9 protein-coding genes are annotated in these 12460 nt (G+C 44.0%); 4 read left to right on the top strand and 5 right to left on the bottom strand.

Features of this window, described 5'->3' with window-relative positions; translation table 11 throughout:
* The first annotated feature begins 88 nt into the window (after nucleotides 1-88).
* Nucleotides 89-976, top strand: coding sequence for a putative PEP-binding protein (locus tag AC3CIA_RS08580; RefSeq protein ID WP_017095590.1), 888 nt, complete (start codon nucleotides 89-91; stop codon nucleotides 974-976).
* A 175-nt stretch (nucleotides 977-1151) separates the two neighbouring features.
* A complete protein-coding gene (locus tag AC3CIA_RS08575) occupies nucleotides 1152-1637 on the top strand; it encodes a PaaI family thioesterase (protein WP_017082222.1) in 486 nt (161 codons plus the stop codon).
* A gap of 123 nt (nucleotides 1638-1760) precedes the next feature.
* On the opposite strand, the gene AC3CIA_RS08570 is transcribed toward AC3CIA_RS08575, so the two are convergent.
* Complete coding sequence (locus AC3CIA_RS08570) at nucleotides 1761-3116, bottom strand: hypothetical protein (RefSeq protein ID WP_488517961.1); 1356 nt, start codon at nucleotides 3114-3116, stop codon at nucleotides 1761-1763.
* Nucleotides 3117-3144: 28 nt separating this feature from the next.
* Here AC3CIA_RS08570 and AC3CIA_RS08565 point away from each other — a divergent pair, with 28 nt between their 5' ends.
* Nucleotides 3145-4053 (top strand): CvfB family protein, encoded by a 909-nt coding sequence (locus AC3CIA_RS08565; RefSeq protein ID WP_004733627.1) that lies wholly within the window; start codon nucleotides 3145-3147, stop codon nucleotides 4051-4053.
* Nucleotides 4054-4357: 304 nt separating this feature from the next.
* Here the strand turns inward: AC3CIA_RS08565 and rsmF are convergent, their stop codons facing one another.
* The 4 genes from rsmF to AC3CIA_RS08545 all read right to left on the bottom strand — a co-directional run bounded on the left by rsmF (nucleotide 4358) and on the right by AC3CIA_RS08545 (nucleotide 11805).
* Nucleotides 4358-5779 (bottom strand): 16S rRNA (cytosine(1407)-C(5))-methyltransferase RsmF, encoded by a 1422-nt coding sequence (gene rsmF, locus AC3CIA_RS08560; RefSeq protein WP_488517960.1) that lies wholly within the window; start codon nucleotides 5777-5779, stop codon nucleotides 4358-4360.
* A gap of 169 nt (nucleotides 5780-5948) precedes the next feature.
* Nucleotides 5949-8606 (bottom strand): MlaD family protein, encoded by a 2658-nt coding sequence (locus tag AC3CIA_RS08555; RefSeq protein ID WP_474356435.1) that lies wholly within the window; start codon nucleotides 8604-8606, stop codon nucleotides 5949-5951.
* A complete protein-coding gene (locus AC3CIA_RS08550) occupies nucleotides 8593-9930 on the bottom strand; it encodes a PqiA/YebS family transporter subunit (protein WP_488517959.1) in 1338 nt (445 codons plus the stop codon). The genes AC3CIA_RS08555 and AC3CIA_RS08550 overlap by 14 nt, the downstream gene beginning before the upstream one ends.
* Before the next feature lie 78 nt (nucleotides 9931-10008).
* Entirely contained in the window at nucleotides 10009-11805 is a 1797-nt protein-coding gene (locus tag AC3CIA_RS08545) for an ABC transporter ATP-binding protein (RefSeq protein WP_017086285.1), read from the bottom strand.
* Between the two features lie 89 nt (nucleotides 11806-11894).
* On the opposite strand from AC3CIA_RS08545, the gene AC3CIA_RS08540 reads away from it, so the two are divergent.
* Nucleotides 11895-12386, top strand: coding sequence for a GAF domain-containing protein (locus tag AC3CIA_RS08540; protein ID WP_017077212.1), 492 nt, complete (start codon nucleotides 11895-11897; stop codon nucleotides 12384-12386).
* The last annotated feature ends 74 nt before the right edge of the window (nucleotides 12387-12460 follow it).

Below are 12460 nucleotides of genomic sequence, written 5' to 3'. Positions count from 1 at the left end.
CCAGCGCCAAATAAGGGATTTTCACTTGTATTAACAGGCAGCTATCGGTATTTTCGTTTGAACACAACATAAAAATGCTGGAGCAGCAATGACTCAAGAAAATCAAAGCACTTTGCACCCAGAACTGGTCTTAGGTGATGTGCTGCCTTCTTACAACGATAATAATAATTCTAACCACTTATACGTTTCATTATCTGAATTGGTTATGGATCGTATCTTCTATCACCCAAGTATTGAAAGTCACTTAGATACACTGACTGATATCGAAAAAACCTCTTTAGATGCGATCCTTGGCGATAAAACAGTCGATGAGCATTTTGTTTCGACCTTAGTGATTGCCATCCAAGCTGCCGTTCAGCCAAATCATACTTCTGTTCGTATCGCGTTAAGTAGTGCTGACAGCTATGGCTTCCGTTCACTACTTGGTGGTAACTGTGAAGCCGAAGAGATAAACCCGGCACTAGGTGTTCGTGGGGTTGCTCGTTATGCAACATCAGAGTACAGCAAAGCATTCGCTTTAGAGTGTCAGGTAATTAAAACATTGCGAGAGCAGGGTATTAACGTTGAAGTGGTTGTACCGTATGTACGAGCATTAAGCGATGCCGCTAAGATTATTGATTTGCTTGCAGAGCAAGGCTTACCGCGAGGCCTTAATGGTTTGAAAGTACTGTTCTCGTGCGATGTACCGTCTGCAGTGCTACTGAGCGAAAGATTGCTGCATTACTTTGATGGTGTTGTAGTGAACGTTGATAGCTTAGCGTCTTTCACTTTAGGCGTAGACAAGCACAATGAAGCTCAGCAACATGCTTTTGATCCACAAAACGAGGCGGTTATTACCTTGTTGAGTATGATTGTTAAGGCAACGCTGAACGCGAAGAAGCCTGTCCTACTTGTGACTCAAGGCTTGGTGGACTACCCGCGTCTACAAGGCTTCATCGCTGATCTTGACGGTGTAGAGACAGTCGTTACTGCATAGACCAGCTTATTGCTAAATAAATCAACTTGTTGTATGAGTTTATTTAAAGCAATAAAGCTTTGAGAATGAAAGAGATATCATTATGCGATGATATCTCTTTTTTGTAACATTTTTTTGACATCTCTAGCGCTAATCGATTAACTGGTCTGATGACTTATTTGACTAGGTAACTCGAATGTTGACCCCTCTACAAAAAGCAAATTTCTACTTGAGCATGTTTGGCTTTTTCAAAGTGCCTCTGATCTGGCTATGCCGACCAAAACTGCTCGCGCTGGATAATCAACATGTTGAAGTGAAAATTCCTCTCAAAAGACGGACTAAGAACCACCTCAATAGCATGTACTTTGGTGTGTTAGCAGTAGGTGCTGATGTGGCGGGGGGCTTTCTTGCAATGAGTAAATCTCAGCAGCAAGGCGAAAAGATCTCGCTGGCATTTAAAGAGGTGACTGGTAACTTCTTGAAGCGCCCGGAAGGTGACGTACACTTCACTTGTAACGATGGTGAGCTGATCAACACTATGCTGGCTGAAACTATGTCTACTGGCGAGCGTGTGAATCAACCCGTGACCATAATCGCGACTTGTCCGTCTTTGCATGGCGACGAACCAATGGCGGAGTTCACGCTGACGCTTTCGATTAAGAAAGTTCCTTCTAGAAAATAGCTCGGAAGTATAAGGTTGGGCGGAATCTGAAGATCATAGTTCAACAGAAGGTAATCGTTGAATGAGTGGAAGGGCGGTATGTGAATCTAGTATCCACATACTGTGCCGCACACCCTAGCAAAGTTAAGATTCTTGAGCGATTTGCTCGATATCAACGATCTTTGAACGGTTCATTACGATTTTCCAACGGTAATAGGTCGGTTCAGTATCGTGATTGTTCTCTTTAATGATCAGGTTGAGCAGGTGACGCTTTTCGACAGACTCACGGCTTACTTGCCCTTCATTCAGGCGATATACGTTATTTGACCCCTTGTCCATCAAGCGTGTCAGCGCTCTCAGGCTGATCGATAACGTTTCACGAGTCTCCTCGTAACCACTCATGAATGTTGACGTCGACATCTCGGTATGTGAACGATAGTGCAAGACTTGCTCTTCACGCTGAACGACACGTTTCTTGCGTATTGATTGAATACGGTCAGCTAACTTGGAAAAGTTCGCATAGTCCAACCATTCAAGCTTGTGGCCGACAGATTTATTGGTTGTAGGGTCAAAGTAGCGACGCTTCCACTTGGGTTTGCCTTTACGAAGCCAACGCCAAAGGATGTCTCTCAAGTCATCTTTAAATATTTCACGCAGTGCGTAGATAAATGACATCGACACGATGAAAGAAGCGGTAATCTCTCCTAGAAAATCACGAGCCAATATGACGGTTGTCGTCACGACCACCATGACTAAGCCTGTCGCAATGCCTTTAACGGCACGCTTAACGTTTTTACCCATGGAGGTGGTCTTCTCCTTGAGTACGATAGGGTGCTCTATCAAACGTCGCAGCAATCGCATCTTGTTACTCAGGCGCGTTACGTCTTCACGAACTTTGGCTGAGTTATAGCGATTAAGTTTACGATGGGCAGTCTCTTTGTCACACAGCGTCAAGAGTCGCTCTTTTATCGTCGAGTACTCACTGCCACGCGGCATATGAGAGACCAGAGATAAGAATTTTTGCTCTGTGTACCAAGAAAGGTAGTTATCAATATTTGCGTAGTAGCGTTTGAGGTTTTCTTCATAAGGAATACTTCGGCGAAGCTTCTTCAAGATGTCTAACGCGAGCTCAATGACTTCATCAACCTCATCCGCTGTTACGTCGTCACTATCAGTCTTATTTAAACTGCTCACGGCTTTATCTAAAGCAATAACATATTGATATGCGAACAAACTCAAACTTACACGATACTGTGTCGTTGATAAGCGTCCACGTTTTGCCAAGCGACTGTGTACCAAAGGTAACAGTGTCTTGTCACTGTAGTAGGCGCGCTTTTGAGTAATTGAGCTGTAGAAAAAGGCACTTTCAGAAAGTACTTCGGGAGTGAGTCCGAGTTCACCGGGAATGAATAGATAAACGTCCATGTCGAGCTTTTTGGTCTTCGCCATTGCATGGTTAATTTTGAGTGTTATCGCATCTTGTTTATCAACGGTGATCAACGATGTCTCCTAGAATGTAAAAATATGAATGAAACTAGCGAAAGCATATCAGAGATCACGTATAATCACCGCCAAATTTAAAGTAGAGAAAATCTTGATGATTAATATTGGTCAAATAAACAACTTAGAAGTAGTAAAGCAAGCCGACTTCGGTGTATTCCTTGACGCTAGCGACTATGGAACCGTGTTGCTGCCAAAACGATTTACTCCTGAAGGTGTTGAAATTGGTCAAAAACTGGATGTTTTCTTATACATTGATTCTGACAACCAGATTGCTGCAACGACTGAAAAACCAATTGCTCAAGTGGGGCAGTTTGGCTTGATGACGGTTGAAGGCGTAAACAGCACCGGTGCATTCATGAGCTGGGGCGTGAAAGGTAAAGACCTTCTTGTTCCTTTCAGCGAGCAACGTGGCCGTTTAAACGAAGGTCAGTCAATCTTAGTATATGTGTATATTGATAAAGCATCTAGCCGCATTGTAGGTACAACAAAGTTCAACAAGTGGTTAGACAACACGCCTGCGACTTATAAGCAAAACGAGCAAGTGGATCTCATTATCGCTGAGCGCAGCCAGTTAGGTTACAAAGCGATCGTGAACGGTGAGCATTGGGGCATGATTTTCCCATCAGACATCATCGGTAAGCTGTTCATCGGTAAAGCGCTAAAAGGCTACATTAAAAACGTTCGTGAAGAAGACGGTAAGATTGACTTGTCTCTTCAGAAAATTGGTGTGGCTAAAATGGATGACCTAAGCACTAAGGTTCTCGATCTGCTTGAGAAGAAAGGTGGTTACTTACCTTTGAATGATAAATCTTCTCCGGAAGTTATTTTCTCTGCTTTCAGAACCAGCAAAGGTACGTTCAAGAAGACAATTGGTGGTTTGTACAAGTCTGGCAAGATCACTATCGACAAAGAAGGCATCAGCCTAGTTAAATAAGCGAGCTTGTCGGTCAAAAAAAAGCCCAAACCTTCCTGTTTGGGCTTAGGGGAAAGGGCTCCGAAGAGCCTACGCTAATCGTTTTAATTCTTTGACTGTTAGACTGAAGTCTAGTTTAAATTCCCTAATAAGCGATTTTTGTTATTGGAAATAGCGACTTGAATTGATATTTGTATAATTAAGTGTTGATTTTTCAGTGCTTCCCTTGAAATGAGCTAGCCGACAAGAATAGAAAAAGCCCAAACAATGAATGTTGTTTGGGCTTTTTGTTTTTCTCAGTACAGTGAGAGCTTTAATCGAACGACTAGAAAAGGTTTTTGTCGCGTACTAGCTCTCTTGGTAAGCCATTCTTCACTCGGTTACCTACCCATTTACCAAGGCCGATGATTGCGCCGTTGTATTTTACTAGCACTTCGCCTTTGCCTGACAAGCCTTCTGGGCGAACGTCACGTCCCATGAACCATTCTCGAGCATCTTCGATGTTGAGGTCTACAATGTTAGCTTCATGACCTGTCGCGAGCGTTGTCGCGACTTGGTGTTGCCATCGGTAACCTTTTTTATGGGTTTCAGCGATCTTGATGCCCATACGAGAGAAACGGAATGCACCGATCATAGGCTCAAGCGCCTCAGGGAATAGCCAAACGTCTTTATCTCGGATCCAAACTTGAGTATCACTTGGTAGTTCGATATCGAGAGCGCTAAGCAGTTGTTCAGCGACTTCTTGCTGAGCTTTCTTTGACGCTTTTTCAAATGGGAACTTACCCATGCGTTTTTTAACTTCTGGTGGAGTCACAGACGCTAGTTTACGGATACGTGCAACAAAGAAACCTTCCGAGTCATATACCTGAGGGAAGATGTGAAGAAAGCCTTCTTCAGTCGTCGTTGCTTTTGCGTTGTCGAACAGTGATTCAAGAGACTCAAACTCAACCGCATCACCAAAGGTTTCTTTTAGGTGATGGCACACTTGTTGGTTCTCTTCAGTGCTTAACGTACATGTTGAGTAAACCAAAACACCATTAGGTTTAAGAGCATGGAATGCACTTTCAATCAGGTCTTTTTGCGTGTCGGCAATATCGACTACAGATTGATACGTCCAGTTCTTCATCGCATCAGCGTCTTTACGAATGGTACCTTCGCCAGAGCAGGGTGCATCCAGCAAGACAGCATCAAACTGTTCTGGCAACCAACCACCGAAAACTCGACCATCGAAGTTACTGAGTGCGGCATTACGAACGCCACAACGTTCGATGTTGGCGTGAAGTACTTTCACACGACTTGCAGCGTATTCATTGGCAACCAACACGCCGCGATTATTCATTAGCGCAGCGATTTGCGTTGTTTTAGAACCGGGTGCAGCAGCAGTATCTAGCACGGCTTGGTAATCAGCTTCGCCTTGGAAAAGTGCAGAAGGTGGCATCATAGAACTGGCTTCTTGGATGTAGAAAAGACCAGACATGTGTTCTGCCGTATTACCTAGAGGCGCTTCACTTTCATTGGCTGTAATCCAAAAACCTGTTTCACACCAAGGTACAGGTTCCAGTTCCCAGCCTTTCTCTTTTGCTCGCACTAGGAAGTCTTCAACACTGATTTTCAGTGTGTTGACTCGAATACTTTTACGAAGTGGTTTTTGGCATGAGGCAACAAAAGAAGCCATATCTAGGTGACTAGGCATGATCGCTTCGATGTGCGTTAGGAATTCTTCAGGAATATATACGTTAGCGTGCAAAAGAGTATCTCGAATTATTGCATTAATGCGGGGAGTTTAAAGCAAAATGAGGTCGTCCTAAACCATATTTACGGCAAACAACAAAAATGCAGCCGAATGGCTGCATTTTGATGAAGAATTAATCTTCGTTAAGCTGTATTAATTTGCATGGAGCTTCTGAGGATTCACTCTATGGGCGAGGAATCGCGGTTCTCCATGACTTCCACTCATCTTCTGCTTGTGGATATAGGTAGAAAGACTGATCTTCGCTTGCCACAGGCTGAAGTTCACTCGTCGGAGGCGTTGAGAAGGTAATTCCACCTCTTAATAAACTGTCTACCGTTCCGGCTTTGATGTTTGCACCAGAGAGACCGATAGAGACATCGACACCCGACACGTTCCAGAACACAGTGTTTGCGCGGATCAGATACGCGTAGTCAGGTTCTATTTGAATCGTAGAGATGATGCGATCAGCAAACTCGCCTAGTTGAACATCGATAACACTACCGATTTCTAGCTCACGGAATAGGATAGGTGTGCCTTCAGACACCGAGCCTCGCGTTTCGCTTTGTAGCTGGAATATCTTGCCTTCAGGCTGCACTGGTCCTTTGCTAAGCTTAAATTTCGTACTTCTGTCACCATTGCCCGGATCTACGTTGATGTGCTTAGAGAGAAGCGCAGAGACGTTTTTGATGCCATTAAGGCCGATCTCAGGTTCTGCCAACCAGAAGTGACTGTTCGCCACGGCAATCTTGTCAACGTACTCAGGTAAGATTCGCGCGGTAATTTCAATGCCGCCTTTATTGAAGTTAGGGATCACCAAAGTGACCTCACCTACAGTGACACCTTGGTATTTGATCGCCATACCCTTGCTGACTTCTTGATCGCCAGAAGAGGTAATCGTAATCGCGCGGCCAAATTTTCGAGCGGATTTAGAATCTTTGTACAGCTTCCACACATCGCCAAGCTTATTGTCTATACCGGGAAGCGAATCAAAAGCAATACCACCCTGAATTAGCGTTTTAACGGGTGCCGCTTTAATACTAATACCCGATAGCGAAGCATCAATCTCAACGCCTGAGCGGTTCCAGAAAACGGTATGTTTATTGAGTAAGTGCGTGTAACGATTTTCGATCGTGACTTTGATTCTTACACCACCATCAGCAAGCTGAAAATCCGAAATGCTACCCACTTGTAGGTTACGGTAGAGCAGTGGGCTGCCTTTAGAAATTGAAGGTAACTCACTAGCAAATAACGAAAGCGTCTTTGAGCCTGACTGATTAAACTTAGCGATTTCTGCTAACGACTTACTTTGGAAAAGTTGGTAGTCAGTTCGAGCTTCAGGTTTACCTTCACTCACAAAGCTGATCGAGCCAGTAAGAAGCTGTTTTGCCGGTGGAACAGTAACACTTAGACCTGATTCGGTCAGCTCTGCGGTCGCACTGCCTGTCACAAAGAAACGGTTGTGGCTTTTGATTAGGTGCGCATATTCGTTATCGATAAGCGCATCCATAAACACTTCGTGCTTGTCAGAGCCAGTGCCAACACCATCAACTAAGCCAACTTGAATGATAGAGCCAACGGCAATGCCTTTGTAGAGCAGTTGTGTACCGACATCCAATCCGAATGAATTGTTTGATGTTAAGCGAATCGCGACTGACTTTTCTTGTTCCTGACTGAACTCGTTTTTACGAATCGCAGTAAATCGACGCGCCTTTTCACCTTCGCCCGGTACCAAGGTTAAAAAGTTACCTGTCACTAAGTTGGCAATGTTCTTCATACCAGTGAGTGACAGTTCAGCTTCTTCTAAAACGAATTTACTGCCGCTATTTAAAAAGTCGCTGAATGCCGGTTGGATAGCTGCAGATGCGACCACGTTTTCGCGACCTTCGCTTAAAGATAAATCAGTGATCTGGCCGATTTCTATGCCTCGATACATGATCGGAGCGCCTGTTGCGCTGATCTTGTTGTCATCTGGCACGGCGATCTTTATAGAGATGCCACGACCGGCGGTTTTCAAATCTGGGTAGAGCTTGAACTTGGTGTTCATCTCGACGGGCTGACCTTCTCCGGGAGAGTCAACCGCAATTGAACCGCCAAGCAGCGCGCTTAGGCTTTCTAAGCGCACGTCGACGCCTGAAAATCCAATACTGGCACCTAAGCCACTGACATTCCAAAAACGGCTTTGGTCGGTAATGATATGGCTGTATTCATCTTTAATCGACGCTTGGATCGTAACGGACTTCGCGTTGTCGTTTAACTGGTAGTTGTAAACCTCACCAATTGGAATTTTACGATAAACGATTTGAGAGCCAACAGACACACCGCCCAGATCTTTGGTCGTCAGTGAGATATTTAGACCTTCAGAGGCCAATAAATCAGAAGGGGAGGATTCTAGAGCTTGGAAAACGGTTTCTGGTTCTTCTTTGATTTCGCTAGGATGAATAGCAATGTAGTTACCCGAAACAAGCGCGTCTAACCCTGAGATACCAGACAAACTCGCCGTGGGTTTTACGAGCCAGAAACGTGTGCCCTTTGAAAGTAGCTTCTTCGCTTCTGGGTAGATGTCAGCATCGACATAGATACTCGATAAATCTTTGGACAAGGTGATGTCGCGCACCATACCGACCTCTAAGCCTTGGTAACGAATTGTTGTTCGACCTGCGACTAAACCTGCGGCATCTGAGAAGTATATCTGCACACGTTGCCCTGCATCGTGTATCGATTTCATGACTAACCAACCGGCTAATGCGACGGTTAATATCGGCAGAATCCACAAAGGTGAAATGCCTTTGTTTTTCCTTACTTCTGGTGAATATGACGTTTGTGATTGGTTATCGTTGTTCATTCACTGACTCATCTTTAGAGGTGTAGTTATCCCAAATTAGCCTAGGATCTAAGCTTTCCGCTGCCAGCATCGTGAGAACAACAACGACACCAAAAGCGACTGCACCATAACCTGGTGTAAAGTTTAAAATCTGTCCACGGTCGACCAAGGTCATCATGATCGAAATAACGAACAGATCCATCACCGACCATTTTCCCACCCACTTCACAATGAAATAGATGGTCATGCGCTGCCTGTGGTAAACCGCGCGCTTCATCTTGATACAAATTAAGATGTACGTTAGGCCAAGTATTTTCGCAACAGGCACGACGATACTGGCAATAAAAATGATCGCTGCGATGCCATACATGTCGCTATTGATTAGCGAAGCGACACCAGAAATTATCGTGTCTTCTAGCCTTTGTCCGTTTGTAATAAGGATAGAAATAGGAATAACGTTGGCTGGTATGATAGCCACTGACGCAGCAAACAACAGAGCCCATGTCTTCTGTATAGAGTAGGGCTTACGGTGATATAAGTCATGGTGACAACGTACGCAAGTATGACCGTCAGGTTGAGAAAGATGGCAGTTGTGGCAGTGTACGTTCTTACTTTCTACAAAAGAGTAATCAGACTCTTGAGCCCAAGCTTCCCAATAGCGACGCACACTGATACGGCTTACCAGTAATACACTGAAAAGCTGCAGTAAAATCAATCCAACTAAACCAGGGCCGACAAAAATATCTGAGTAATCCTGCAGTTTGAAGCATGAGACAGCCAAACTTACCAGAAATACATCCAACATCATCCAATGCTTTAATGTTTGGATGATGGATAACGCATACCTAAATGGCGTGAAAATCTTAAAGCGCAGTGCTGCATGAGTGACGAGTACAGAGGTACAAACGAGTAACGGGGCGATCGAACTACAGAATAGGATGAGTAGGCCTAGTAGAGGGAAGCCTTCACCCATTAAAGTAAAGACACCTGATGGTAACGTCGCAGGTATCATGACGCCAATCAGACGAATACTGATAAATTCAAAAAAGTGTGAGGGGATAAATAGCAATAAGCAGGTAATCGCGATTGCTAGGTTTCCAGACAGGCTAGGTGTACCGCCTCGGTAAAGCTGAGTGCCACACCTTGGACAATATGCGGATTTCCCTAGAGGGATATCCATTTTATCAACGGGGAGTTCGCAGCCCTGACACAGGCGTACAGAGCTGCTATCGCACTGGTGCTCGGTTCTTAACGGAGACTTAGTTGTCAACGGAGACTCAGTTGACAACTGGTGCTGAGTCGATAAAGAGTTGGTTTCGGATGGGGAGGTCACGCGACCTCCCAAGTTGAAACACTAATCAAGCTGAAAACCTGATTTAAATGCCTAGAACTACACTGACTTAAATCCCTAGAACAATAAACATCAGGCGTGCGATTGCACACTGCCATAGAGTGTTTGATATAGTCCTTGTTGTTCAACCAATTCACCATGCGTTCCTGTCTGTGTGACTTGCCCATCTTCTAAAACATAGATTAGATCGGCCTGTTTCACCGCTGATAATCGATGAGCCACTATCAAAGTTGTGCGATCTTTCAAAAACTCGCTTAGTGCTTTATGCAGTGCTGACTCTGTTGCTGTATCCAAGGCAGATGTCGCTTCGTCAAGAATAACAAACTTAGGATTACTCAGCACCATGCGGGCGATCGCTAAGCGTTGTCGTTGACCGCCAGACAGTCGAACGCCATTCCTACCAATTTGCGTATCCAAGCCATTACTCAGCTGTTTGATTACATCTTGCATTTGAGAGACTTCAAGCGCGCGCCACAACGACATTTCATCGTATTCAGCACCAAGGGTCAGATTATGCCTTAATGTATCGTTAAAGAGTATAGGTTGTTGTAAAACAACGGCAATTTGACTGCGTATTATGTCAAAACTGATGTCGTCCGTTGTTTCACCATTAAAGCGTATACAACCAGAGTCCGCCTGATAAACCCCAATTAACAACTGGATCAACGTTGATTTACCACCACCGCTAGCACCCACTAGGGCGACTTTTTTTCCTGCTGGAATGTGTAGCGATAGCCTATTTAAAACAGTGTTTTCTAATGTGTAAGAGAATGTAACGTCTTCAATGTCGACTGTCACTTCTTTATGGTCATCAAAAGGGTTTACCTTGCTAACAGGGCGATGTTCTTCTTCTAGTTGCAGTAGGTCGTTAATACGTTGCAGCGCTGCTTTCGCGCTATACCAAGAGAATTGAATCCCTAGCAATTCTTGGACAGGGCCTAACATGAACCATAAATAGCCGAACACCGCAAAAATCTGACCTATCGTCAAGTCACTGAATAACACCATTAGCATTGCGACGGCACGGAATAGTTCAAAACCTAATAGGAACAGTAGAAATGAAACACGGCCGGCAGCTTCCGATTGCCAAGCGTATTTATCGGCATCAATTCTTACTTGGTTTGCTTGAACTTTAAGTTCATCAAGAAAGATACGCTCCTTATTAGCGGCGCGGAGTTGATAGATGCCATCCAAGGTTTCCACTAAGCGATTCTGAAAACGCTCAAAAGACTGGTTCTCATATTTTTTGAGGTGTTTAACTCGGCTGCCGAGTTTACGAGAAAAATAAATAACAACAGGATTGACCAGTAAGATAAACAGCCCAAGTCGCCACTCTAACCATAGTAGGACGATAGCGGTTCCGAACACCGTCAAGAAACTGATGATAAATTTAGAAAGGGTCGAGCCAATGAACTTATCAATGGTCTCTATGTCTGTAATTAGGTGGGCATTAATACCGCCGCTGCCCTTGGTCTCATATTGTCGGATGCTAATGCGGCCAAGTTTATCGATCATCTTGCTACGCATCTGGTAGGTGATCGTTTTGGAAACCAAAGTAAATTGGCGACCTTGTAGAATATTCAGCGCTTGGCTGGCTGAGCGCATTAAGATAACCAACAAGAGAGTAAGCGCAATATAACCAGTCGGCGTTTGCAATGAGACTGGAAGTAGATGATTCATCATCTCTAACCCTGAAGCTGGCTTATCAAGCAAAACTTCATCGACCATGAGTGGCATAAGTAGAGGGATAGGGACGCTAATTAGGGTTGCAATAATGGCAACAAAGTTAGCAAACAGTAATTTGGACTTGTGTTTTTTTACTTGAGTTATCAACCAAGAACGGCTAATAGTGTCTTCTGAATTGTTCATTGTAATGAGAATAAGTCCTATTTAGTTTGATGGCCGCATTTTACTGCGTTCTCTTGATAATGGAAGTCTCAATTTAATTGGAAGTTAATATGAAAATAGAACATTACCAACGCTTAACCAAACAAGCCGTTGCATTAATTGAATCTGAAACCGATCTAATTGCAAATCTTGCAAACATTAGTTCATTATTATTCATGGAATTGGATGAACTGAATTGGGCGGGTTTCTATTTAATCAAGCAAGACCTAGCTAAGGAAAAAGACGAACTAGTTCTGGGTCCATTCCAAGGTCAACCTGCTTGTGTTCGAATTCCGGTAGGGCGTGGTGTGTGTGGAACTGCGGTTGCGACAAATACAGTTCAGCGTATTCATGATGTGCATGAGTTCGAAGGTCACATCGCTTGTGACGCTGCAAGTAACTCAGAAATCGTTATTCCATTCTCTATCGATGGCAAAGTTGTGGGTGTTCTTGATATCGATAGTCCAAATATTGGTCGTTTTTCTCAAATTGATGAAGACGGATTGACATTTTTTATGGCTGAAGTGGAAAAGGTGCTTAATTCGCACGCGAACAAGGCATAAATTATTCTCTTACTGTGGTTTTTCCCAAGCATCTCTCTATAATACGTAAAAATATTTTCTTAATGCTCGCGGAA

This window comes from Vibrio sp. QJM3NY_27, from assembly GCF_057785955.1.
The sequence above is the reverse complement of the archived record's forward strand: the minus strand, read 5'-3'. Positions and strand labels throughout refer to the sequence as shown.

Bases quoted from the DNA above. Each gene is read 5' to 3' on its own strand.
- AC3CIA_RS08580 (WP_017095590.1), top strand. From the start codon at position 89: ATGACTCAAGAAAATCAAAGCACTTTGCACCCAGAACTGGTCTTAGGT.
- AC3CIA_RS08575 (WP_017082222.1), top strand. From the start codon at position 1,152: ATGTTGACCCCTCTACAAAAAGCAAATTTCTACTTGAGCATGTTTGGC.
- AC3CIA_RS08565 (WP_004733627.1), top strand. From the start codon at position 3,145: ATGAAACTAGCGAAAGCATATCAGAGATCACGTATAATCACCGCCAAA.
- AC3CIA_RS08555 (WP_474356435.1), bottom strand. From the start codon at position 8,606: ATGAACAACGATAACCAATCACAAACGTCATATTCACCAGAAGTAAGG.
- AC3CIA_RS08545 (WP_017086285.1), bottom strand. From the start codon at position 11,805: ATGAACAATTCAGAAGACACTATTAGCCGTTCTTGGTTGATAACTCAA.
- AC3CIA_RS08540 (WP_017077212.1), top strand. From the start codon at position 11,895: ATGAAAATAGAACATTACCAACGCTTAACCAAACAAGCCGTTGCATTA.